At 60.6% G+C, this 24,801-nt stretch carries 16 protein-coding genes and 1 pseudogene; 6 read left to right on the top strand and 11 right to left on the bottom strand.

All coding sequences use genetic code 11. From position 1 onward, the window contains the following. Window positions 1–82: 82 nt before the first annotated feature. The 4 genes and pseudogenes from G6M89_RS03150 (at window position 83) to G6M89_RS03135 (ending at window position 3,980) form a co-directional block, all read left to right on the top strand. Window positions 83–1,294: a DUF4157 domain-containing protein gene (locus G6M89_RS03150; RefSeq protein WP_165160336.1), complete on the top strand. Its 1,212-nt coding sequence runs from the start codon at window positions 83–85 to the stop codon at window positions 1,292–1,294. Window positions 1,295–1,465: 171 nt separating this feature from the next. After that, window positions 1,466–2,269 (top strand): hypothetical protein, encoded by an 804-nt coding sequence (locus tag G6M89_RS03145; RefSeq protein WP_343162617.1) that lies wholly within the window; start codon window positions 1,466–1,468, stop codon window positions 2,267–2,269. Window positions 2,270–2,289: 20 nt separating this feature from the next. After that, window positions 2,290–3,048 (top strand): annotated as a pseudogene (locus G6M89_RS03140) (DUF4157 domain-containing protein); the annotation flags it as partial. A 5-nt stretch (window positions 3,049–3,053) separates the two neighbouring features. Next, the gene (locus tag G6M89_RS03135; RefSeq protein ID WP_165160334.1) at window positions 3,054–3,980 is read left to right on the top strand and encodes a hypothetical protein; all 927 of its coding nucleotides are present in this window, start codon (window positions 3,054–3,056) and stop codon (window positions 3,978–3,980) included. Window positions 3,981–4,119: 139 nt separating this feature from the next. Here G6M89_RS03135 and G6M89_RS03130 read toward each other — a convergent pair whose 3' ends face one another. The 11 genes from G6M89_RS03130 to glp all read right to left on the bottom strand — a co-directional run bounded on the left by G6M89_RS03130 (window position 4,120) and on the right by glp (window position 22,473). Beyond that, the gene (locus tag G6M89_RS03130; protein ID WP_165160333.1) at window positions 4,120–6,357 is read right to left on the bottom strand and encodes a phage tail protein; all 2,238 of its coding nucleotides are present in this window, start codon (window positions 6,355–6,357) and stop codon (window positions 4,120–4,122) included. A gap of 2 nt (window positions 6,358–6,359) precedes the next feature. After that, window positions 6,360–8,315 carry a putative baseplate assembly protein gene (locus G6M89_RS03125; protein ID WP_165160332.1) on the bottom strand — a complete coding sequence of 652 codons (1,956 nt, stop codon included), beginning with the start codon at window positions 8,313–8,315 and terminating at the stop codon, window positions 6,360–6,362. Window positions 8,316–8,381: 66 nt separating this feature from the next. Further along, complete coding sequence (locus G6M89_RS03120; RefSeq protein ID WP_165160331.1) at window positions 8,382–11,615, bottom strand: baseplate J/gp47 family protein; 3,234 nt, start codon at window positions 11,613–11,615, stop codon at window positions 8,382–8,384. Beyond that, window positions 11,608–12,006 carry a GPW/gp25 family protein gene (locus G6M89_RS03115; protein ID WP_165160330.1) on the bottom strand — a complete coding sequence of 133 codons (399 nt, stop codon included), beginning with the start codon at window positions 12,004–12,006 and terminating at the stop codon, window positions 11,608–11,610. Before G6M89_RS03115 ends, G6M89_RS03120 begins: the two co-directional genes overlap by 8 nt. A gap of 3 nt (window positions 12,007–12,009) precedes the next feature. After that, window positions 12,010–12,300: a PAAR domain-containing protein gene (locus G6M89_RS03110; protein WP_165160329.1), complete on the bottom strand. Its 291-nt coding sequence runs from the start codon at window positions 12,298–12,300 to the stop codon at window positions 12,010–12,012. Window positions 12,301–12,336: 36 nt separating this feature from the next. After that, window positions 12,337–13,074 carry a phage baseplate assembly protein V gene (locus G6M89_RS03105; RefSeq protein WP_165160328.1) on the bottom strand — a complete coding sequence of 246 codons (738 nt, stop codon included), beginning with the start codon at window positions 13,072–13,074 and terminating at the stop codon, window positions 12,337–12,339. Beyond that, a complete protein-coding gene (locus G6M89_RS03100) occupies window positions 13,071–14,096 on the bottom strand; it encodes a phage late control D family protein (RefSeq protein WP_165160327.1) in 1,026 nt (341 codons plus the stop codon). Before G6M89_RS03100 ends, G6M89_RS03105 begins: the two co-directional genes overlap by 4 nt. Continuing rightward, a complete protein-coding gene (locus tag G6M89_RS03095) occupies window positions 14,093–14,764 on the bottom strand; it encodes a LysM peptidoglycan-binding domain-containing protein (protein ID WP_165160326.1) in 672 nt (223 codons plus the stop codon). The genes G6M89_RS03100 and G6M89_RS03095 overlap by 4 nt, the downstream gene beginning before the upstream one ends. After that, window positions 14,765–19,447 carry a hypothetical protein gene (locus G6M89_RS03090; RefSeq protein WP_165160325.1) on the bottom strand — a complete coding sequence of 1,561 codons (4,683 nt, stop codon included), beginning with the start codon at window positions 19,445–19,447 and terminating at the stop codon, window positions 14,765–14,767. A gap of 130 nt (window positions 19,448–19,577) precedes the next feature. Continuing rightward, window positions 19,578–20,759: a hypothetical protein gene (locus G6M89_RS03085; RefSeq protein ID WP_206335418.1), complete on the bottom strand. Its 1,182-nt coding sequence runs from the start codon at window positions 20,757–20,759 to the stop codon at window positions 19,578–19,580. A 400-nt stretch (window positions 20,760–21,159) separates the two neighbouring features. Next, window positions 21,160–22,473 (bottom strand): gephyrin-like molybdotransferase Glp, encoded by a 1,314-nt coding sequence (gene glp, locus G6M89_RS03080; protein WP_165160324.1) that lies wholly within the window; start codon window positions 22,471–22,473, stop codon window positions 21,160–21,162. A 117-nt stretch (window positions 22,474–22,590) separates the two neighbouring features. On the opposite strand from glp, the gene G6M89_RS03075 reads away from it, so the two are divergent. Then, the gene (locus tag G6M89_RS03075; RefSeq protein WP_165160323.1) at window positions 22,591–23,070 is read left to right on the top strand and encodes an Hsp20/alpha crystallin family protein; all 480 of its coding nucleotides are present in this window, start codon (window positions 22,591–22,593) and stop codon (window positions 23,068–23,070) included. A gap of 66 nt (window positions 23,071–23,136) precedes the next feature. After that, complete coding sequence (locus tag G6M89_RS03070) at window positions 23,137–24,783, top strand: AarF/ABC1/UbiB kinase family protein (RefSeq protein WP_165160322.1); 1,647 nt, start codon at window positions 23,137–23,139, stop codon at window positions 24,781–24,783. The last annotated feature ends 18 nt before the right edge of the window (window positions 24,784–24,801 follow it).

Here is a 24,801-nt window from a genome sequence, read left to right as displayed (position 1 = left end):
GACTACTACAAATTCTAACAGTATGAGTCGCTTGAGTGGTCCCCGACGCCAGAAATCCACACCCAATGTGGTGAGTCGGTAGATGGGATCGAAAAAGTCCCGCAAACGAAAGACGCAATCGTCCGACCAAACGAACGAGCGTACGTCATCCCAGCAATCAACACGCTCGAGCGCGGCGATGGGGGCACAGTCAGTCCACGGTACTGCGCTGGCCGACGAGTCGAACCTGCACGGGCCGAACCCGGACGAGGTATACGGTGGCGATCCGCTTTCCTCCGGCGTATTCGGCCATCCCGGTATCGCACCCTCACCCAGCGAGCTCAATATCCAGCGCGCCCTCGAGGGGACTGGCACGAGTCAGGACGAGGTTCCCGACACGGTGCTTGACGTACTCGGCGATGGTGGCAAATCGTTAGATCAGCCGATTCAACGCGCGCTCGAGGAGCGCATGGATGCGGACTTCTCGAACGTACGCATCCACACGGGCGCGAAAGCCGCCGAAGCCGCCGACGCAATCGACGCGAAGGCGTTCACCTGTGGAAACGACATCGTGTTCAATTCCGGCGAGTACGACCCGGAATCTGGCGAGGGGCAGTTTTTGTTGGCTCACGAACTCGCACACGTCAAACAACAGACTGGGGCAGCGATCAGCATGATGCCTCAGGAAGGCGCGGATGTGGAAATTGATCCGGATCCACAACTCGAGCGGGAAGCTGATGAGACGGCAAAGCAAGCGCTGTCTGGTGACGAGCCAGTGGTCGTCAACCGAATGGGTACTGACGTTCACATTCAGCGGATGCCCGAGGCCGAGTCGCTCGAGCAGGCCCACATGGAGGCTGAAGAGCGATTCGGTGATCGTGTCTCTGCAGACCCGGAAGTGCTTGCCAAAGAGGTCGAACAGATCAAGGCGAATCAGGGCGAGTTGTTCGACGCTATCAAGGGTGATACCGCTTGGCGAGGCCGGCTTGGGAAGGCCGCTGGAAAAGGTGCCATTGGGGCAGCCGGCGGGTTAGTCGGCGCTGCCGTGGGAACGATGATTGCCCCTGGTGTAGGGACTGCTGGTGGTGCTGTTGCCGGCCAGCAAGTCCTCACCGAACTCGCGTCGGGAATCGCCAGTGATGTCTCAAAAGCTGCCTACGATCCGGCCTTCGAGGCCGGGTCGAAAGCGATCGCCGAGAAATCGGCCGATTTCGGTACCTACATCGAGAACCTCATCGATGAAAAGTTCCGTAAACGCTTCGGTGGAACTGAACACGGTGGCGACGGCATCATTGACGAGTTCGAAGGGTGGTAAGTCATGAACGCCAAATATATTGGAGAAAAAGACGTTGGTGTTGCAGTTACTGTTATAGATAATGGTGAGTCGAATCACAAAATTGTAATTGATAGATATGGAGATATAAAAGCACATCAGTGCGCCGCATATGCTGATAAACCAGCTGATCGTACGCCGGAAGAAAATGAATTGAATGAACAGGCCCGCCGATTCGCCCAATACTACATCTACTGCGAGCAGGGCTACGACACCGTCCCATCAGAGATTCACCCCGAGCGGATCAACGCTATTCGGCTAGCGGTCCAAGAACTCTCGGATTCGGCGTTCGACGACCTATTCGGCGATCTCGAGCAACAACTTCGGAGTTATCACGACGACGGAATTTCTCGGTCGGTCCCGATTCCGTCCGCTGCGGCTGACCCAAATTCGGTGCTGTACCGCCAGCACATCTATCTCGGTGTCGATCCTCTTGAGACCGATTTCGCTGAGGGGGCTGAAACCCTCGCATCAGAACATGGCGTGGATCTTGAAGACATCTGGGATAGCACTGATATCGATGAATTCAGTACGTCATCAGTCGACGACTGGCAGCGTTTCTCCGCGGATCTGGCTACTGTGACACGCACGCAGAATGTAACAGTTGACGACGAACTCACCATTGCCGACGTTTCGTCACTCTACACGGCCTTCGTTGACGACCGCGGCGTCGAACACATCGGCGAGCCCGACCGAGACCCTTTCGACCGCGAACCGGACACGCTGATCGAACTCGCACCGATTGACCCCGGACCGCTTGAGGAGTTCCGTGGCTACCTTGATCACTACCTCAAATGCCAGATCAGGGATTGCTTCATCCGAATGGGGCTACATCCGCCTACAGCGTTTTGTGTGCTTGGACCGGGGCGAATCGAAGCCGCTGAACAGTACAAAACTCTCGAGATGTATCCCGATTTCACTGATCCCGACAACGAAGAGTTGCTCGCATCGAAGTGATGAGTCAATGTGCGCTCTGAGGAACTGATATCGTGTTCAACTCCGGCGAGTATGACCCGGAGTCTGGCGAGGGGCCGTTCCTACTCGCGCACGAGTTAGAACACGTCAAACAACAGAACGGTGGTGCGACGGTTTCGATGATGCCCCAGGAGGGTGCACAGGTAGAGATCGATCCGGATCCCCAACTCGAGCGGGAAGCTGACGAGACGGCGAAACAAGCACTGTCTGGTGAGAAACCTGTGGTCGTCAATCGGATGGGAACCGACGTGCACATTCAGCAGTCGGCCAAAGGAACACTCGAGAGCTTGCTCGGCGGTGAACAGCCGGAATTCGAGGACGGAGTGCACGCGATTGAGGACGACGAGCGGGCCGACCTATCAGAGTCCGTCAATCGAATCATCGACGACGTGAAACAGCTAAAAGAGGATGTCTACAGCTCTGATGGTGTGGATGCTGTCGATGCGTCGAAGAAGGGAATGTTAGCCGGCGGCCTCGCATTCGGAGCAGGGATTGCTGGCGTCGCGACTGGTGCCGTGACCGCCGCGACAGGACTTATCGGTGCGCCGCTGCTGGCCTACGCAGCCACGACCAGCGAAGACCTTTACGAACAGGTCGGCAAACGTGCACTCGATAAAGGCGGCAAATGGGTCGGTCAGAAGTACGAAGACGAAATCGAGTTCCTTAAAGACAAATACAAATCGCTCAAGCAGAAGCTTGGGCTTCGTGATGGGTCTGAGACTGGAGAAGGAGATTCACAGGCGAATGATTTGGGTAAGTGATTACAATGAAGGCCAATATCACCGGTGAAAATGGTGAGCGAGTTGGACTCTACACATACGATAATAATAACGTGGAACACTGGGTCGAGATGGAGTTCAACGGAGATATTAAATATCACGAGCAGGATGGCTATCCAGACGATCCATCAAAGCGAACTAACGAGGGGAACGAACACGTCGAGCAGGCTCGTCGATTCGCTCGGTATTACGTCTACAAAGAACGCGGGTACGAGACGCTCTCATGGGATGAACATCCGGATCGTCTCAACACCGTCCGTGTCGCCCTCGAGGACCTCTCGCTCGAGGAGTTCGAGCGGTTGTTCGGTGACTTTTATCAGCAGGTGACCAGCTATTTCGATGCTGGCACCGAACGGGTTGTTGAGATCCCCGAAAACGCTGAAGAGCCGTCTGAAATCCTTTATCGGAAGGATATCCACCTCGCGGTCGATTCCGATCAGTCGACAGGCTTGGAGCAAGCGATGAGTATGGCTGACACCTACGATATCGACCTCGAGCAGCCGCCTGCAGAAGACTCCGGGAACTGGGAGGCGTTTACCGATGCTGTCGCCGCCCATCCTGAGATCGACTTTGGTGACTCACTCGAGATTGGAGCCGTCTCCGATCTCGGGATGTTCTATCTCGATGACGAGTGGACCGAGCACGTTGTCGACGGTGACGCAGCCGTCGCTCGCGACCCCGATGCTCGAATCGAACTGCTGCCCGTCGAATTCGATTCGCTTGAGCGGTGTCAGGAGTTTCTGGTTCATCACCTAAAATGCCAGATTCGGGATTGCTTCATCGGTATGGGTGTCGAACCACCTGCCGAATTCCGCGTTCTCGGTCCCGGTCGTCTCTACTACACGAAGCGCTATGGCAAACTCGAGATGTACGACGAGTACCATACCCTCGAGGCGGACGTTCCAACCGCGTAATCCACAGGGAGAAATTCAGACGCATGGGTCTCGAGCTGCTCGAGCAGGTCCAGTGTCTCGGTTTTGGGGCCGGAGACGCGATAGAGCAGGGTGAGAACGTCGCCTTCTATCCGATGTGTGGAACGACGCACATTCGATCTCAGTCTGACCCGCGAGTGCCGAGGATCGTATCTTCTCCGAGGACGGCATCGCCCATCGCGAATGTCCGCGTCTGGAGACTGCTGTTGAGTCCGAGGAACGTACTGCCGCCGAGGGTTAACTCATCCTCGAGTGCGAGGACGTGCGCGTCGACGTGAGCCGGTTTTTCGGTTTCGACGATGTGCTCAACTGCCGCTTGGTGGTCGTTGGATTCGAAGGGGCCACAGAACAGGGCGAACGCTCGGTCCCCGGACAGCATCGAAGCGTACTCTTGGGCGGCTGGGTCGTCGAGCCGACCGACGTCGGAGGGATCGACAAAAAACAGGCGATGACCTGTGCCGATGTCGCCCTGACCGCCGCGATCGTCATCGATGGAAGTCTCACGGCCGGTTGGTGATTGGGTTACGCCGTCACGTGATCCTGTTGCATGTCGTAGGTACAACTCGAGGATTGCCCGCAAGCCGGCTTTCGTGCCGCGTTTTTTGTACAACTCGGGTGCACGGGCCAGAAATTCCCGTCGGGCGCTCTCGGGCCAGTGTCGGTACTCGTCGGCGGCGAGCCAGTCTTCGAGCCAGGCGAGTGATTGACTCGGAGCGCCATGTGGATCGAGGTAGCGGCCGAGACGTTCGATTTCAGACTCGATATCGGCGAACGAGGTTTCGAAGACTGAGAGATACCGCTCGAGAAACGCACTCGAGCGTGTGTCTGATTGATACAGTTCGGGCAGATATCGGAGATACGACTGACGGGGGCAGTACGCGGTCATCGAGTCGATCAGCGGCGCTACGGTTGGAGTGCCAACGAGTTCGATGGCGACGTATAGGTACCGCCCCGTTGCCGACCGCAACAAGATGTCTTCAGGATCGATTTCGTCGACATGCGTCCACGCCGTCTCGATGTGGGCGGCGAGGACGTCAATTGCGGTTCGCTGTGATCGGCGAACTGTCTCGCCTGCAAGCCCGCTTTGGGCTGTCAGCCGGTCGGGGTCCGCTGTCGCGAGTTCCCAGACTGAGTCGACGCCAGCTGTAGCGAGGGCCTCGAGAGCGTCGGCATCAAATGGGTCCCACTCTTGCCCGCTCTCTCGAGCCTGCGCGGTCCCGCCGCCGGTCGTCGCGTCGGTCTGCTCCGTCTCGAGGGCGGAGAGTCCGACCACCTGTGTCTTTTCCCCGTCGGAATCGAGGGGGAACAGGGTTCGGTCGTCGGTTGCGTGGTATCGGACGCGAACCTGCGTACTGGCCGAAGAACGGGCGAGTTCGAGCGCGAGTCGGTGCCACTCAATATCATCGGCGCCGGAGTCGTATCGGTGAACCGCGAGACCGACGTGGCGGTCACGCTCTGCGTGTCGAGCGTACTCGGTGACCTCTCGTAGTGCGTAACAGGTTCGGTTGTCGCCGACGAGCGCGTAGAAGACGCGACCGGGGGTGGGTCCAGCGGGGCGGCTGACGAGTTGGACACAGCGATCCGCGAGGGTCGCAAGCTGTTCGAATTCGCGTGTCTCCGGGTTCCACTCGAACAGTCCGTGGTCGTCCTGAGCCATCGTGCCGGCGAGAACGACGCTGCCTCGAGGTGCGGCGACAGCGGTTGGAACGAATCGCGTGTCGTTTACGGTGAACGCATCAGCCGACAGCGGGAACGTCTCATCACGAATCTCTTGTTCGTCTCGAAATGCACGGACGGTTGGCTCGCCGTCGACGGTATCGAGTGCGTAGCTCAGTTCGTCCGTGACGGCAATGTCGACTGGCGATCTGAGCCACCAGTCGATAGTGAGGTCGTCGTCACCCATGCAAACGATCCGTTCGTCGCCGTCGAGGACGTAGATCGTTCCGGAGTCGTAGGTGAGTTCGACTGGGTCGACCGCCTGTGCGCGCAGCGTTCCCGTCTCCCGCTGGAGTCGCGGCGAGACCGTCACGATTGACTCAGTTGCACCGTCGGCGACGAAGATCCGGTTCTCGCTCGCACAAACCGCACGCGGCGACTCGAGTGAGGTATCGGTCGCGTCCAGCAGTCGCTGTCTGGTGTCGGTGCTTGGGTTGTATCTGTACAGCGCTCCGGACGAGCGGAGCGTATAGAGCAGTCCAGATGGATCAACGGCGAGATCGACGTACGACGCGCCGAGGTCACTTTCACGGATCGCCGTCGTTCGGGCGAGCGTGATGCCGCCGTCGGCGACGTCGACGTTTCGGGTCGTCCACCCGCTCCAGTCTGATTCGCTGGTCGTCGTTGCATACGAAAATTCCATTGTTAGTCACCTCGTCGGCTCGCCGTCGTCAGATCGACGGTCACGTCTGCGACGGTAAACAGCGACGTCTCGTCGATCAGTACCGTCCGGTCGTCGACGGTCGTCCCGCCGTGGGCAGTGATCGCAATGTCTGTCACCTCATCGATTGCGTCGACAGCGCCAATCACATCGGCCAGTCCCGCTCCCTCGAGTCTGCGGCCGAACGGCCACCCCTCGCCGTTGTACCCGTACAACGGATGGAGATACGACTCGACGGCATCGGTGATCGCAGCTTCGTGTCCGCTGTCGGTGTAGCGAGGGCGCGTCCGTCCGGTGACGGTGAGTTCGAGTCGAACGTATCGCGGCCCGCTGACGTGGATGCGGTCGGTCAGGAGCGTCCGTTCGCGGAGGTGTCGATTGACTGCCTCGAGAAAGCCCTCGCTTGGCTCCGGGCTGGGGATATCTCGTGGCGCGTAGGGGACGACGACCACGGTCGTCTGGTCGCCGTCGACCAGGACGGTCGTGCGCCCGATCCTGAGTCCGGGCGTTCGTGACGCGAGATAGCGGTAGTCGTCCTCGGTGACCGCCCGATGGGGCCGTCGAAGGTCACGTCGAGCACGGCGCAGCGCGGCGTCGACCGTTTCCTCGTCGGTGCCGCAGGTTGCCGCTCGTAATGGTTCGACGTCGATGTCGGCTGGCGAGACACCCGCCGTCAGTTCGGTATTAGAGTCGCTGAATCGCCAGACGGCACTCGAGGAGACGTTGCCATCGGTGCCGCCGCCGGTGACGTAGTCGGCGGTGATCGTCGCGTCCGGTGGCGGAACGCGGCCGGCAACGCCGGTGCCAAACGTCACTTGTCCGCGGGTTTGGTCAAGGACGTAGTGAGAGTCATCGGGACTTGACGCGTCGAAGTCGGGAACCTCAACGAAGCGGTCGCCGTCGACGTAGACGGTCGCCGAGAGGACTGGATCATGCTCGAATGCGTACGTCTGGCCGTCGAGTGCCGGTGACGTCTCTGACCAGTTAGCGTCCCCAACTGGAGACAGGCGTTCGTTCGAAACCGACACGGCGTGGCTGGCGCTGACGACGTTCGGTCTGATCGCGTTGACCTGTGGCGGTATCTCGTAGCCTGGCTTCTCAACGCGACAGCGAATCCAGACCTCGCCGGTGGTTGCTGGCTCAGGTGAAGAGTCGTCGTCTTCGCTCGAGGTGGTTTCGTCCGAGTCGTCGATGAGTTCGAGCCAGCCGCCGCCGTACAGGACGTCGGTCTCATCGGCCACAACGGACAGCGCTCGCCACGTCTCTGTCTCTGGGTCGCGGTACTCCCAGGCCAGCGCCACGGATGGAGTGAACGTAGGTGGCGCTTCGTCGGACTGTGGCGGTTCGGGATCCGGGAGGTTCTCGTCGTGGTAGTCGACCGACAGCGTGAGGCTTTCCTTGTTTTCGAACGGATCCCGGTCGAAGCCGAGATAGACTGCGTCTCCGCGGGTAATCTCGTCACCGAACGGCCGGTAGAACATGCCGTCAGTTTGGTTTGCTTCGCCGTGATCGGTCGTTCCGGTCTCGTCGACGGTGATGACGCGCTGGATTTCAGCCGCCGAACAGACGACATCGTGGTTTGTCTCGAACCGATAGACAGCATCGGATCCGTCGGTCACTGCCAGTTGCGTTCCGGCCGGCAAGCGGTCGCCACTGACTGCAGCGGGCGGGAAAAGCTGCAACTGCGCCGTTGCCGGTTTCGGCGGACGACACCCGTGATCAATCAGTCGAAGGTACTTCTCGCGGTGCTCATCGGTGATCTGATCGAGCTGGTAGCTGTGCGTTTCGGTGAGCCATGCGAGCACTTCCAGGATCGTGATCCCAGGATCGTGTGGGTTGAAGTCGGTCCACTCGTCCGAATACGCTGGAATCAGCTTTGTAGCCTGTTCGAGCAACGCTTCGTACTCCCGATCGTCGAGTTCTGGTACGTCGAGTCCCATCGTCGTATTACCTCAGTTCAGTCTGCCGCAGGGTGTGACAGTGCGGTCGCCGTTGGATCGATTCGATCATCGTTGTCCCTCCGTCGTCACCGTAATTTCGTGTGTGCCGCTGCAGACGAGCGTGTCTCGAGGGAGTGTTTGAGTATCGTCGTGGCCCGAGAGCATGTGACGCTGCGATCCGGTTTCGACTGTGACGTCGAACGTTGTGACTTCGGCGACAGAATCGACGTCGCCGACGACCGTTGCAAGTCGTTTCGAATCGGGTACTGCGCCGAACTTCCAGCCGTTGCCGTCGTTTCCAAACAGGGGGTGGAGATACTGGTTGAGCCGCCGTTCGATAGCTCCTTTGAGTAACGAGACGCTTTTGACGTTAGTCGCACGGACTGTCATTTCGGTTGAGAGTTCACCGTAGCCGGGGCCACGGACGACGATATCAGCGTCATCGTCGGCAACGAGCGAGGCGGGTGCGCGGTCGTACAACGTTTCGCGAACACGGTGTTTGAGTTCCATCGATGGAACGGGTTTTTCGCGTTCGGTCTGCGGGACGATCAGAACGGTCACCCGTGACCCATCTCCACCGCCGAGCGCCGGATCGCATGTGACGCGAGCGAGTTCGGGGAATTCGGCTTTCGCGACCTGCTCGTAGTCTTGCGCCGTCACCGCCCGGTTGCGATGTTTGAGTCGATTCGTCGACCGAGAGACGAGCGTGTCGGTCGACTCGATATCGGCACCGCCGTCAGCCGGTGTCGGGTTTGACACCGACTCGACCAGCGCGACTGAACTCTTCAGGTCGGTCACTGTTCGGGCGTCGACGTTGCCGTCACTGCCGCCGCCGGTAGTGTAGGTTGCTTTGGCGTTGTCTTGTCCTGTCGGCGGAATCGCGCCGTTGTCGCCGTCGCCGAATTCGACGACACCAAGCGTTCGATTGATCACGTAGTGTCTGTCGGTCGGATCCGAATCGAGGAAATCGTCGACACTGTGCCAGCGAACCCAGAATGCGGTCAGTTCCCCACGGGAGTCGTACTCCGGCGCGACGGCCTCTGGACGCTCCTCATCAAGCCTGCGGCGTTCGCCCGCAGACAAGGTCGAGCGTTCGTCCACCCACACGTCGATATCGATGATCGGTGCGTGTCCACATCGAAATGACTGGTTGTGAGAGCCATCGCTCGAGCCAAGGACCTCGTCTTCGACTGTTAGGGTGTTGTACGCCCATTGCGTATTCGGGTAGATCCCCTCGAGAACGGGCGACGAGGTTGTCCGCTCGCTCGTGACGTCCGCCGGGACCGAGCCGGCCACCGGATCCGAGTCCGTGTGGCCGGCCGAAACCGTTTCAGTCGTTGCGGGCTGGCCATCGCGTGGGTCGTGATCGATATCGAACTCGTCTTTGGTTACGCGGGCTCGAATCCAGTGGCGCTCCCGATCGAACAACTCGAGTGCGGACGTAGGTTCGGGGAACGTGAGCGTGACAATTCCTCGTTCGGTCAAGCCGCCCGTTCGGTCGTAGGTATCGAGTTTGGCCCACTCACCGCTGACGGGGTCGATGCAGTACTCCCACTGGACACCGGGATCGAACGACTGGGGGTAGGTCGTATCCTCGACCGGAACGAACAGCGTCAACGGCCCATTCCGAAGAGTGTCATCGAACCCGAGATACAGCGTCTGGTGTTCGTCAGGAACGTCGGTAAACGGCTCGAACCCGCCAGTGGCGTCGAATAAATCCTCGCTGTATGCCGCATTGTTGTACCGAAACACCGTCTCGAACGGTTGTTCGCCGCGGTCGTACTGAATGCTAACGTCGCCAAACGTTGGCGAGTCGGGCTCGTCGATGAGCGATCCACGGGTGCCGTCGCTCGTTACCTCATACGACGGCTGGCCGTAGTTCCCACCGACCAGTCGAGCCCGAATCCAGACGTTCTCGTGACCGGACACCGTCGTCGCCTCGATATCTTGGGGGACATCGAACTGGACTGTGCCTGCAGTCTGGAAGGCACCAGTTCCGTCCTCGACTGACTCCAGTCGCGTCCAGCCGTCACCGTTCCAGTACTCCCAGGAGAGTCGCGGCGGACCACCGAGCACGCCGGCACCCGCGTTCGTCGCTGGCCCGTCGCTTCCCATCCCCGTTCCCGCTCTTGTCTCCGCCGTTTCCCTGCTCGTTTCCGAATCCGTCGTTTCCGCCTCGTCACCCGCGCTGGCGGTCGGTGGGATGAACTCGAGGTCGACGACCGCGCCCGGTTTCGTAAACGCTTCCTGACACGCCGCGTAGAACGTTGCCGGCGGCTGCGGAATGCGTCCGAACGGCCTGATCGCACCGTCGTCGGCCGACAGCGGAACGTCATTGAACAGCAACATATCTGCCTCGAGACCGTCTTCCGTCCCGGTGCTTGCGACGTGTATTGAAAGTGAGGTTACCGTCGTCGAGAGCACATTCGAATCGGCGTCGGTGATCGAACAGCGGATCCACCGACTATCGACGCCGTTGAGTTCGTGTTCGACCGGTTTTCCGGGTACGCGAAACGTTCGTTCACTGCGCTGTTCTCGGTCGGCATGGTGTCGCGTCCCTGCGGCGTCAGACTGCAGCCGTTCCTGCAGTGCTTCAACGCCAACGTCGTCATCACGGTGATCGTCGGCTGGGCGCTCGAGTCGGTGCCATCCCTCAGTTCCGTCCGCATCTTCGCCGTAGTACTCCCAGACCGTTGCCTCGAAGAACCGGTCGGCGCCCGTCTCTGCTTCGACCGACACCGAAAACGTCGCCCCTCCCTCAAGATTCAACGCGGCGTCGTTTCCCAGGTAGAGCACGTGGGCCTGCATGTTGCTTCCCGAGAACAGTTCGATTGCCTCTCCCTCGAGAACGTCGCCGTGATCGACGATGGCGTCGTCCGTCGGCTCGACGCCGACGACGTCTCGCAACCGCGCCGGCGTCGCTTCGAACCCGCCGTCTTTGGGGAGTTCGAACTGCTGGGTATCTCCATCGCCCGGATTGGCGGTCGCCCGCGTACCACCCGGTATCGGGACGTTTCGGTCAAGATCCGTCGAGACGGTAAACGTAAGCGGCGTCCGAGCCGCCTGCGGTGGTCGTCGAGCGAACTCGAGAGCGTCCAGAAACGCGAGGAGGTGCTTTTCGGGAACCTCGTTCAGTCGCTTTCGTACGTCGGCTTCGAACGTCGAGAAGATGCGCAACAGCGTCCGTCCGACGTCTGACGTCTGGGGATCCCACGCGTCGGTGTAGCCGTCGGCGCGCTCGAGGAGCGTTTCGAACACCGCTTCCTGGTCTCGCTCGTCGATAATCGGTTCGTCAGCCATCTCCCTCTGTAATATGGAACGGATAGACCATGTTTGACAGACTGTTCGTCGTCCGCACGCGGTACTCGATGTCGATCAGGATCCTGTTTGGGTCTTCGTCGGCGGGTCTCGCGGTCACGTCTTCGACGTCGATCCGGGGTTCCCAGCGAACGAGCGCCTCGCGGACGCTACTCTCGATGAGGTTCAACGTCGCCGGCGAGGCCGACGAGTAGACATGATCGTGGATATCGCAGCCAAACTCCGGGCGCATGATCCGTTCGCCTTTCGCAGTTCCGAGGATGATCGCAATCGCTTCCCGAATGTCGGCGTCGGTATCCGAGAGTTGGATATCGCCGCGGTGATCCGACGTGACCGGAAACTGCCAGCCGGTTCCAAGGAAATCGTCGGCCATCGTTCACCCGATGTGGACGGTTGGACAGCCGTCGACAATCGTATTCGGCGGGCCGTTCTCGATGATCTTGTCACCCATTCGTGCCGCCGGCATCTTGTTGATCAGGACGGTACTGCTTCCTACTGCAACTTTTCCACCAACATGTGGGACCGCCCCTGTTGTCAACGGACACGCGTGGACGTCCGCGATAGCGCGCCACGCTGGCTGCTTGCCGATGAAGACGTTTGGACTCGCGGTTCCAGTAAGCGGTGTGCCGTGGGCGGTCGCATCGCCGAGTCGTGCTGCGGGTTTCATGTATGAGTCTCGTGTTTCGCTTGTCTCAGTTCCAACTCAATTCAGCTGAATGAGTGCACCGCGGATCGTCAGCGGCCCCGTCGAATCGATTCCCATGAGTCCGCTACTCGAGATATCGAGTCGAGCCTTACTCGAGAGTTCAATGGTGTTCTTACTCGAGATATCGACATCGGTGCCGCCGGAGATTTCGACGGATTTCGTGCCGTCGATGGAAATCTTCGATGCAGAGAGATCGAGTTCGTCGTCCGCCTCAATCGAAATCCGGCCACTCGATGAGTCGAGCGTGATCGTGTTCTTGCCGCGGTCGTCGCGGATGGCAACCGTTTCTGACCCGCTCGAGTCATCGACGACGATTTCGTGGCCGTCGCTCGTGCGGATCGTGATGCTGCCGTCATCGCTGTCGTCGAACGCGATTGTGTGATCGCTGCGCGATCGGATTTCGCGGGTGTTGTTGTGACCCTCGTTTCGACGAGGTGGTTTTTGCTCGCCGTTCCAGAGTGACCCGATGACGTACGGTTCGTGAATATCGCCGTTTTCGAAGGCGACGAGCACCTCATCGTCGACTTCCGGCAGGAAGTACGTGCCGTACTCGTCACCCGCCATCGGCGTGGCGATTCTGGCCCAGTAGCTCTCGTCGTCAGCGTCGCGCCAGGGGAACCTGAGCTTGACGCGGCCGAGGTCTTTCGGATCGTCGTTGTCGGTGACGATCCCGACGACGACTCCCTGAATCCCGCCCTCGGCGGTTTCGCCGTCGAAAAAGCCCGGACTGCTCATACCGACACCTCCGTCGCTTCGAATGTCGTCCGATAGCCTGCAGTGCCCATTCGATGGGTCGCTTTGGTAACGTGGTACGACCCCGAGAACCGGTTACCGAGTTCGGCGAGCTCAATCGTCTCGCCGGCGCGGATTTCCGGAATTCCGTCGGCCTCACCGTGGGCCTGGACGATCCCATCGGAGAACTGATTGTGTTTCGTTGCTGCGATTCGTTCGGCCTCATCACGTGACATAGCTGGCACTCTGAATACCTCCTTGTGTTGTGCAGTGGAACTGCCTGCAGTGGCGACGATTTCGGACTTCTCTCCGATGTCCCACGATCGGACTTCGACCTGGTGTGTGTGCTTTCGACGGGTGATCTCTCCGGAGAAATCGTGGAGCGCTTCTCCGTACCACAGTTCGGCAACCGGATCGTCGGACACCGCCGACGAGCGCGGGACGAACGTGGCTGTATCTCGCTTCGCGTAGAACTCGAATCCGTAGGTCGATGCGAGATCGTGGACGAACCGGTAGTCGCTGCAATCGTTCTGAATTAGCTTCTCTCGCTTGATATCCGCGTGTTCTACGTGGACCGTCGAGAACGGATACCTCGAGAGAACATCCTCAACGGCGTCGCCGATTGTCGTTTCCGACCACGAGTTGGCGGCGGACCCTTGCATGGTTTCCCAGAGCAACCCGTAGCCGGCGATCTGTATCGACGGGCCACGGTCGACGGTAAACTCGCCGGTGATTGACTGAATCTTTCCAGACAGCAACGGCGTCAGTTGTCCGTCGTCGCCGTACCCCATTGAAATTTCGACGTCTGTCCCGACGGCAAAGTCGTCCCACGACAGGCCGGCAAACTCGTCTAACTCCTCGTCGAACGGATAGTTCAGCGTAAAGGAGAACCGATCCGCTCCCTCGAAGGTCGTTTCGACGACGAGATCGGCGATTCTGCCGCCGGGTTCCTGAAATTTCTGATCGCCAACGTCGACCTTGAATCGCGGCGAGTATCGCGGGTGATTGTTGAGTTCAGTGCTCATAACGGCGGTAGTTCAAGTTTGTCCCCGGGCGCGATGGCGCGTGGATTGTCGACGTTGTTCTGATCCGCAATTGTCCGCCAGTGGGACGGATCACCGTACTCCTCCGACGCGATGAGCCAGAGCGTATCTCCTTCCGTTACCGTCCAAACCTTCGTCTTATCGGTGGACTCGGGTGAGACCTCTGACTTGTGGTAGTCGGCCGTTTTGAACTCGGTGAAGACGATCGAGACGCGGGCCCGGATGGGGATTCCGCTGGGGAGGAACTTGGTAAACTGCTTGTTCGCACTCTGTACGAGCGCGGTGAAATCGATCCCCTCGCCCCAGACGAACCGACAGACCGGCGGCGCGTGTAACTCGCCGTCGACGGACAGCAACAGGTCGATGTACTTCGTATACTGTTCTCGGACATCGATCATGGCGTCATCGCCGCCGTCTTTCTCGAGTTCGTCGGTCGTATCGAAGAACAGTTCCATCGACAGGGTCTCCGCGTTGCCGTCGACGAACTGCATGATCGACGCTCCCGACCCTGTCGCCTTCATCTCGCCGTAGTTGACGCTCTTCTCGAGGGTATACGAGTTCGGGTTGAACTTACACTCTATCGCTTCGCCCTTCTGTTTCCCGTTGAGGATCATGATCTGGGCTTTCTCGAGTTTTCCGCTGGATGCCATCTACAGTCCCCTCCGTTCGCGTTCGATCCGCTGCTTTCGCTCGAGTTTCCGATAGAGACGGTCAACGATCCGGTCGACGTCGGCGTCGAACTGGACAGACTCTTCGCCCCATGGGAGATCGACAGCGGGACGCTGGTCCCTGTCGGCAGTTCGGTTGTGACCGTGGCGGTTGGATTGATCGTGATCGCCCATCCCCTCGGTGTGGCGCGGTTGCCTGCCACCCTGTTCGGGCGGGAGACTGGAGTCAGGTGATCGGTCGTCGACGCCGATTCGAGATCCGCTACCGGGTCCGACGCTCCCTTGGCCTCGGGCGGCTGACGGGCCGGTATCTGCCGGGCGGGCAGTCGCGCTTACGTCCGTTCTTGGTCGCCCTCGGTCTGCCCTGCTCGAGTGCTTTCGGCGGTGCTTCTCGGTGCTCGCTCGAGATGCGGCCGATCCGGCAGTCTGGCCACGACCAGCCATCGAATCGGTTGCGGTCTCGCGTCGCGATTCGAGTGGTGCTGTCGCGCCCTGTGGACGGGCAGTGTTTGCAGCGGGCCGCCCAGTCAAACCGCTATGGCGGTCTGCTCCAGCAGCGTTCGGGGCACCACCCCGACCCGCAGCGTCCTCGGTACTTCTTGGTGAGGACGTATCCCGGTAGACGAGCGTTGCCTGGCGACTGATCGATTTCATACTATTTTTCTCCGATTGACTTTCTTTTCCTTTATTCTCGTATGTTTTATATTTAATCATTTCTCTGCCGGTATCCTCGTTAGAGGGAGTATTCCGTGCGACGCTGTGCAGTCTCGAGCCAGCGGTATCCGTTTTGCTGGACGCTGTCAGCCGGTCCGTATCAGCTGTCGAACGTGTCGGTTCGGTTGCCGACTGCGGGTGTTCGCCGACTCGAGTCCTAGCGTTCGAGGTCTGCCTCGACTGCGCCTCATCCGTCGGCGGTTCGGGAGGTCGACGAGCCAGGACGGATGTCGCCCGACCCCTTGCGGATTGCTTGGCTACAGAAGGGACTCTCTCGCGGCCGCGGTTGTAGACGGTTGGGATGGTAGTCCGGCCCTGAACGGCCGCCGAAAGCCGATTCACGGTCGGTCCGACGGCGTGAATCCGGGCAAAATCGGGACTGGTTTCTGACCCCGTTTCGGATCGAACTGTCGTCTCCGCAGAGTCGACATCAGTCGCTGTCGGTGTCTTCGGTCGTGACTCACTCATCGATCCACTGGCCGTCATCGGGGGTGTTGATACATCTGTTGGGGATCGCTCATCTCGAGCGGCGACAGAGGCCCCTACGGATTGGTTCTCCGCTGACTGCTCTTCGACTCCGCCGATCGGGCTCTCGGCTCCCGGTGTAGCTCCGGGCTGTGTGTCGACTGCAGCAGAGAGATGCCCGCTGTTGCCTCCGTTGGGACTCGACTCACCGGTCTTCTCGAGCACCGCGGCAGATCCACTCGAGCACTCGAGCGACGGTTGGGTCGCGTTCGCTCGAGCAGTCGGTTTACTCGCTGGCGGCGACTGCTGTGCACTCGGACCCTGTGTCGTCGCTCCAGCATGTCCCGGTTGACGCTGGCTCGCTCGCGGTTCAAGCGCTGTCGGGTGCGTCCCGGTCGTAATCGCCGTCTTCGACCGACGATGAATCGTCAGTGAGCGGCTCCGTCGAACACTCTCGCCCGTCAACCCACCAGTTCCCGATTCCTGACCGCGTCCGTCACCGTGGCTCGCAGGACTCGAGTCAAACCCGTCGTCTCGAGCGCTCAAGCGTGACGGCCGCGACGACGGGTTACGGACCGATTCCGAGACGTGAGGGGGAGCATCCGCTGCCGTCTGGGAGCGCTGCCCGCGGTCGGCTCGAGTCCGAACCTGCGGAGACGGCCGTGCCTGTTCGCTGTCAGCACGGTGGGTATCCGGCCGGAGTTCGGGACGAGAGAACGCGGCCGTCGATACGAAGACACTCGTTTCCGGCCCACCCGTTTGCCCACTCGATTCAACCGCTGTTGCCGACTCTGGTTCCGAACGGTGATCGACTCTCTGGTCCGAAGACAGCGTGGTGGTACTGGTCGTCTCGGGTCGACGGCTCAGTTCTCGACGAGACGGGCGCTGGTGTCGGTTGTCGACGTCGGTTTCGGCTCGAGGCGGACCTTCCCCAGCCGGAGCAAGCGCGTTGGCGACTCTCGCAACGGACTGCAACCTGACGGGTGGTCGAACCCTTCTCGTCTCGTTCGGGCTGGTCAGCCGGGGCGGTGAGTCAGCCCGCCTTTCTGATTGTGGGTCCAGCGAGGGTGTGTTCGCAGCCGAGACAGGACGTGACAGCGGGTTACCGTCCTCACCAGCCGTCTTCGGATCGAGCGCTGGCCCGCGTGCGTGCATCACCGAGACGGAGTTCGATTCTTGTCTGTTCCGCGCCGGCCTGTTCTGCTGTGTCTTTGTGCGTGTACTCGATCTGTGTGCGTCGCTTTGGCCACCTTCCGCGACCTGACTGACGGGTTGACCGCTTTGCCCGCCGTACTCGGTTGTCGATGAAGACGGCTGCACAACTGACGTTGACAGCGCGTCCGACTGCGAGCCAGACCGAGTAGACGCCGGTCTCTCGCCACTCGAGGGAATTGACGTGCCTGACGGCTGTGCGTTCGTTTCGGTGACGGGAGACGGTTGGTCCGCGACCTCGAGTGGGGCCGCTGATCCGGTGTCGGCGTCGGTGTCAGCGCCGTTGGTAGTACCAATCCGTTCACTGTCGGGGGTCGACGATCTACGAACCGAGTGTCCCTCGAGCGTCACGGCCGGCACGGAACCGGCTACAAGTGATCCCGTGCGTACGCGCGAGGCGTTCAACGTACCGATTGCTCGGCCCAGTCGGGTCTTCGTCCAAGGTGCAGCCGATTCAGTCGGCGCAGCTTGGGCCAGCTCAGTTGTCGTAGGTTGGGCCGGTTCAGTCGCTGCGGTTTGGGTCGCTTCAGTTGTCAAAATTTGAGCCGATCCAGTCGCCGACGTTTCGACTGACTCGACCAGCGGAGTGTCAGCCGATGCAGCCCGCACGCCCTCTGCCGTCTGCGGACCCAGTTTCGGCGCTCTCTCAGAGCCAAAATCGACGCTGGCGGTACTCGAGGGTCTCTGCCTTGCGTTTCCGGCAGTCCGACGAAGCACCCGGTCGCGGGTACTCGGTTCGCGGGCGGTGGAACCGACAGACTGCTTTCCGGTTGCTTTCTCTCCCTCGGCCGGGCCAGTATCGGTACCAGGGTGCTCGCTGCGGTCCCGACCAGTCGTTTGCGATGTTGATTGTGATCCCTCGCCACCTGATGACCGTCTGGCGGCGCGCTCGAGTGAGCCAGCAGACTCACTGAGCACCGAACTGGAGTCTGGGGGCATCGGTTTCGGGGACTGCCCCGATTGCTGGACGGTTTCAGACCCGTCGTCCGGCACTACCGCCTGCTGCTGGTGGACCGACCTGGGTTGGGGGTCCGTCATCGGTGACGGCCGATCTGTCGGGCCATTGGGTGTCGAAGCAACAGATTGGGCCGACTCGTCCGTTCGCGTTGCCAGTGTCATCTTGTCCCGTGCCCGCTCGAGCGACGCCGCCGTCATCGTCTCCATCGCTTCTACGTGACTGTTCTGCGAGAGCCGAGCCGTCACTCGCTTCCGGTGTTTTTCGGAACGCGTTCGAACCGCTGCTGCGGCGTTCGCTGTGGTTCCCGCGCTGATGGTATCGCGAGTTGTGTCCATAGCGTCGTTCGTCGCAGCGGGCTTTCCGTCGTCGTTGTCCTCACGGACGACCGCACGAGGGGCATCGGGTCCTTCTCCGGGAGCACGACGCCAGGTCGTTGACTCTGTCTGGGATCCCTCATTGGTTCGTGGCAAAACGCCGAGCGACGAGTCCGACTGCGGCCCGACCGACGAGGGAACGTCGGTGCGTTCGTTGCGTTCGGTCGTCTCGACTGTGGTTGGCACACTCGAGCGAATCGGGTCGTCTCGAGTTGGTTCATCGACCGCCGAATCCGACACCTGTGGCGCGTGGGTGTCAGGCTTTTTTCCGGCGGCCGAAGCAGCAGCGTCAGTTGTGGACGCCAGCGAAAGTGAGGGTCGACTTCCATCGGTGAACAAAGACTCCGGTGACTTCGCAGCGCCTTGGGAGCGACTCTCAGGAGGAGATTCGGGGACATCGGCCGAGTTCGAATTCGACTGGATGCGGTGAACAGACCGCCGGACAGAGACAGCCGGCACCCGGGAGTTGACCGCCAATTCGCGAACGGCGGGGCGCGTCGACTGCGGCGTCAGATCGGCGGGTGGGGTGGCCCGGTCGTCGTCTGTGACCGACGCCAGGTACGAAAGTGGCGGTCGACCTGGAATCGAATCGGCTGATTCTGTGATTGACTCCTCGGGCAGCGGTTCGTCCCTGCGTCCGTAATGAAACCGGCGGTACGTCAACTCGGCCTGCTGATGGCGGTTGAGAATACGGAGTACGAATCCACTCATCAGACGGGAGGGGTCCAGCGTTGTGATTGACTGCTGACGGCGGCTGAGTCCACTGATCGGCAGCCGGTCCGCTGGCGTCGTGTCCGTGTGTCCAGCCTCATCGGCTTCTGTCACTCTCCGTGTCGCCGCCTCGGGTGGCGAGTGGGATGCCGTCTCGATGTTCATCCAGGCTTGGCTTACGCGTATGTTACGAAGGCCCGGTACAGCCGCCATATTGTCAAACTCGTCCATGTCATCTCCTCCGTCGACTGCTGGTGAAATCGGGGCTGTCCACGATGGACAACCGAAACTCGAGTCGTCAACTCACGCGGTATCTCGTGAGTGACACGCTACCTCCTTAATTATTTTCGAGTGACACGACTCAATCCTGCGTCGCGGGATTCGGTCCGGACGGTTGAAGCGACGACTCTACGTCCGCATCACCACCGGCATTCGCCCCATCCGATGGTCCGTCAGCCCGCTCCGAAATCGTCGTCGAATCGACCGCTTCTGGCCGCTCTCCCGCCGATTCGGACCACTGAAGTGAGTAGATCTCACCTGTTTTCGTAAAGAGCGTGGGCGTTTCACCGCCTCGCTTGAGACTGTACCCAAGCGGCAGTTCCACCGAATCGTCGTTTGGCTCGAGCGTAAACGACTCCGGAATTTCGAACGTACACACCGCTCCCGGCCGGAGCGTCACGGTGACGCCGAGTCGGTACAGTTCGAACTCTGTATCGCGAAGCCGAGAGTCCGAAAGGTCGACCGACGCTGCTGACTCGTTTTTGATCGTCAGCTCTCGTGTGTGACGGGATTCGGGCGTGCTGACGGCGATAATGCTGACGTCCGTCCGCTCCGTCGTCGTGGCATCGTACTTGTTGTACATGAACACAGTCGTTCCGAGCCACAACACGAGCGCACCGAGACCCGTGATAGCGAGGGAAACGCCGTTGATGTACCGCGCGCCGACGTACCAGATACCCAGCCCACCGGCGACGGCGACTAACAGCCCGAGAATAATCGACAGCGTTCGGCTCTCGAGGCCTCGCGTGTGGACGTAGCCGATCTTGACGGACGAAAGCGAGGAGTCAGCACCGTCGCTCCGGTGATCAACCAGCAGCAACAGGCCGGCCGACGTCGGCCACGCCACGAGAAATCCGAGCACGACGCTTGCCGGATGGGCGCGGCCGAACAACGCGCCGATACCGAGGCCCAGCGCAACGACGAGACCACAGACACAGCCGATGATGAGTGCCTGCGCCCACGTCGAGTACTGACCCCAGTACTCGTGGATCGGTTCGCGGTAGCGCCGATAGGAGAGATACCAGAGGCCGACCACCAGACTGACGACAGCCGCGAGGAGAAACGCAGTGAGCCGCGCTGAGAATGTCCAGCCCAGAAGCGGGACCGAGATCGACGGTACGGCGTCGATGAACCCAGTAAACTGGAGGGTCGCGACGGTCACGAGCGCGACAATAAGTGCTCCGAACAGAACGGGGAGAATCGGTGCAAGACGCTTTCGAAGAGTCGTACCCAGTACTTTCTGGAGTCGGTTTACGAACGCCATGTCAGTATTCCTCAACCTGTCGTTCCGGGCTGATTCTTGCGGGACAAACGCTCGTCACGACCGCCGAAAACGCTGCTAAACGCGGCTCCGGCCCGCGAGCGAGTATCCTCCACGTCGTCTGTGAGCCAACGCATCCCCAAATATGCATTTATCTCAGTTGTTATCTTAAGGAAAGTGTATTGTTATAAATGCTGTGATTATACCCTCTCAAATATGGGTCGTCGCGGGGATGGCTTGTTGAAATCCGGGCTGTCGGTTCCTGTCAGATCTGCGCTATCGACGGCCGAGTGGCTCGAGTCGGCATCTCTCTGGAGACGATCACGAACTGGTCGTCGGTACTCACGCTGTGTCGGTTACACGCTTTCGAGTCGGCAAATCTGTATCCGAACGTAAACAGAGTTCAGGGATTCAGCTCCCAGTCCTGGACTGCGACCGTCTCGCCCGCCGGAACGCCCTCGAGATCGTCGTCGACGACGACCCAGCCGTCTGCGAGCGCGACACTCGAGAGGACGCCCGAGCCGCTGGCCCGCGTCGGCGTCGCCGCGAATTGGGTGTCGTCGTCCCCGCGCTCGGCTGCGTCGCGGTCTTTGAGCTGCACGCGCGCGAATGTCTTCGTTCCCGGCTCACTCGGAATCTTGCGCTCGAGGACGGCTTGCGTGGTCGGATGGGGGGCTGGCTCGGTTCCCTCGAGCCAGCGCAGGGTCGGCCGGAGGAACTGGACAGCGTTGACGATGCAGGCGACCGGGTAGCCGGGCAGAGCGAGCACGGGTGTCTCCTCGACGATGCCGAGACAGACGGGGTGTCCGGGTTTGAGCCCGACGCCGTGGACGAGCACCTCACCCAGGTCGTCGATGACTTCGGGGAGCAGGTCCCGCTGGCCGACGGACGAACCGCCCGTCGTGACGACGACGTCTTTCGTGAGGTCTCGCTGGATCGCCACGCGAAGCGACTCGGGGTCGTCGGTGACGACACCGCGGTAGGTCGCACGCGCGCCCCACCGTTCGGCTAGCCGCGAAACGGTCAGGCCGTTGGTTTCGATCACCTCGCCCGGTCCGGGATCACCCGAAACGAGTTCTTCGCCGGTCGGAATCACGCCGACGGTCGGCTGTGAGGCGACGGCGACGCGGTCGTAGCCCGCCGAGCGAATCAAGCCGAGATCAGATGGCCGCAGGCGGTGTCCCGCGTCATAGAGGTGCTGCTCTGCCTCAATATCTTCGCCCACTGGAGCAACGTTTTCGCCACCTGCGACAGCGTCTTCGACCTCGAGTTCGCCCGCTACCTCAAGCTCTGTCACGTGTTCGATCATGACGACGGCGTCTGCGCCGTCCGGCAGCGCGCTGCCAGTGTGCACTCGCGCTGCGGTGTTCGGTCCGACGGTCGCTGCCGCACCGATTTCGTCCGCCACGTGGAGCACTTCGGGTGAGCGTTCGCTCGCGCCGAACGTGTCCTCCGCGCGGACCGCGTAGCCATCCATCGCAGCGCGCCGGTAGTGGGGGACGTTCCTGGCTGCCGTCACCGGCGCGGCGAGGACACGCCCATCTGCGCGTTCGAGGTCGATCTGTTCAGTATCCAGCCTCGAGCCATGGTCACCATCCCTCTTTCCCTCTCGTTCGCGCCGGTTCCTGATCGCCTCGCCGAGTCGCTGGCGCGCGTCCGCAACGGGCGTCCGCACTTTGAATCCCGATTCCGTGCGGTCGCTGTCTGGTCCGTTCATACGCTGATTCGGGTTGGCTGACGCCAAAAGCGTACGGGACCACTCGAGACGAGCGCCGGCTTTCAGGGGGCAACCGCTACCGCGGGCTTTTTCGTATCGGCGTTCGAACCTGTATCCATGTCAGCGCTTCGTGACGCGTTGCGGACCCTCTCCGACGACGTCTTCTTCGATCTCTTAGAGAGCGACGAGGCGTACCTGCTCATCCTCGACGTCCCCGGCATCTCCGCCGACTCGCTCGATCTTACCGCCGAAGACAGTCATCTCGAGATCAGCGCGCAACGCGAGAAAGCCCTCCCTGAGGAGTATCAGTACATCGAGGAAACCCGCTCGCTGTTTTTCGATGTTGAACTCCCCTTGCCTGCGGATACCCTCCCTGCAGAGGCCCAGGCAACGGTCGAACGAGGCGTTCTCGAGTTGTCGATCCCGAAACGCACTGGCGGGACTGAAACAACGATCGATATTGTCGACGCCGACGACGCAGAAACTGGCGGAACGACGATTACCGCAGAACCTGGCCAGGTACACGCTTCAGAGTCCGAGACCGAGACCGAGATTGATCCAGAGACAGACACCGACACCACGACGGAATCTGGGTGACTGACACTGATTTCGCTCCGTGCGTACAAACGATTCGTCCTCGTCGCCTGGCAGTTCCTGCCACTGTTGCTCGCATACGCCCGTGACAGACGCCGGTTTCTCCTGTTTGGCTCCCGACGACAGGTCTCGCCCGAAACCCACCGCAAACGCGCTGAAATCCTCCTCGAGTCACTGCTTACCCTCGGGCCGACGTTCATCAAACTCGGGCAGTTGCTCTCAACCCGTCCCGACGTGTTGCCTCCGTCGTACATCGAGGTACTCTCTGCACTGCAAGACGACGTCCCCGCAGCCGACTGGGCGGACGCGAAAGCGGTGCTCGAGGACGAACTCGGGCCGGTCGACGAGCGCTTCCTCGAGTTCGAGACTGAGCCGATCAGCGGCGCGAGTTTGGGGCAGGTGTATCGCGCCCGCGTCGCCGACCCAACCGCACCCGCCGACGCACCGGACGCGGCCGACCGCAGCCGAGATGCCGCCGTCAAAATCCGCCGGCCCGGCGTTGAGGAACTCGTTCGAACGGATCTACAGGTGATCCACTGGGCACTCCCCATCCTGTTGTACTTTGTCGACGATGCGCGTGCTTTTTCGCTCGAGAACCTCGCCGACGAGTTCTCGAAGACAATCCGTGAGGAGATGGATTACGAGCGCGAAGCGGAGATTCTCCGCGAGATTCAGTCCAACTTCGACGGCGACGACCGCTACGTCATCCCGGACGTGATCGAGAGCCATTCAGGCCCACGTGTGCTTACGATGGAGTACGTTGGCGGAACGAAGATCAACGATGTGGCCGATCTCGAGCAACGGGGTGTCGACCGTAGTCAGGTTGCAGAAAACCTCCAGTTGGCGTACATGCAGATGATCATCGACGACGGGGTTTTCCACGCTGACCCACACCCTGGTAATCTGGCAGTCACCGACGATGGCCGGATTGTCTTCTACGATTTCGGGATGTCCGGACGGGTCGATGAGTTCGTCCAGTCGAAGATTGTCGATTTCTACATCGCCGTTGCGAACCAGGATATCGACGCGATTCTCGACGCGCTTATCGAGATTGGCACGCTCTCGCCGGAGGCCGACCGGGCGGTAATGGCCAACGTGATGGAACTCGCGATTCAGGACGCTCGCGGCGAGGATATCGAGCAGTATCGCGTCCAGCAGATTATCGGCCAGGTCGAGGATTCGATCTACGAGTTTCCGCTCCGCCTGCCGAAGAACCTCGCACTCGTCCTTCGAGTCGCGACCGTCGTCGAAGGGGTCTGCGTGACGCTCGATTCCGACTTCGATTTTATCGCAACGGCAACCGACTATCTGGTTGACGAGGGCTACCGCGAGGAGTCGATTCGCCAGTATCTTTCCGAATCGGGCCACCAGGTCCGGCGCTCGGCCGAATCGCTGACCAGAATCGCCCCCAAAACCGAGCGCACGCTCGATCGAATCGACCGCGACGACCTCTACGTCCGGATCGGTGTCGAAGACTCGAAAGACGTCTTTGCACTGCTCGCAAAGCGGTTGATCTACGGGATGTTGCTGACAATGTCGGTGTTCTCAATGGGTGTCTTGTACGCGCTTGACGCCGCCGAAGCCTCGGTCATCGCGGCCGGGTTCTCTGTCGTCGTCATCGTCTTGCTGTATCGCTCGTTCCGCGACCGGCGCTCGACGCGCGTCAAACCGCAGTTTACTCGCCAGAGCATGCGCCAGCGACGGGGCGAGGAATAGCACGCCACAACTGCTAGA

The organism is Natronolimnobius sp. AArcel1, assembly GCF_011043775.1.
Lineage (GTDB): Archaea > Halobacteriota > Halobacteria > Halobacteriales > Natrialbaceae > Natronolimnobius.
The sequence above is the reverse complement of the archived record's forward strand: the minus strand, read 5'-3'. Positions and strand labels throughout refer to the sequence as shown.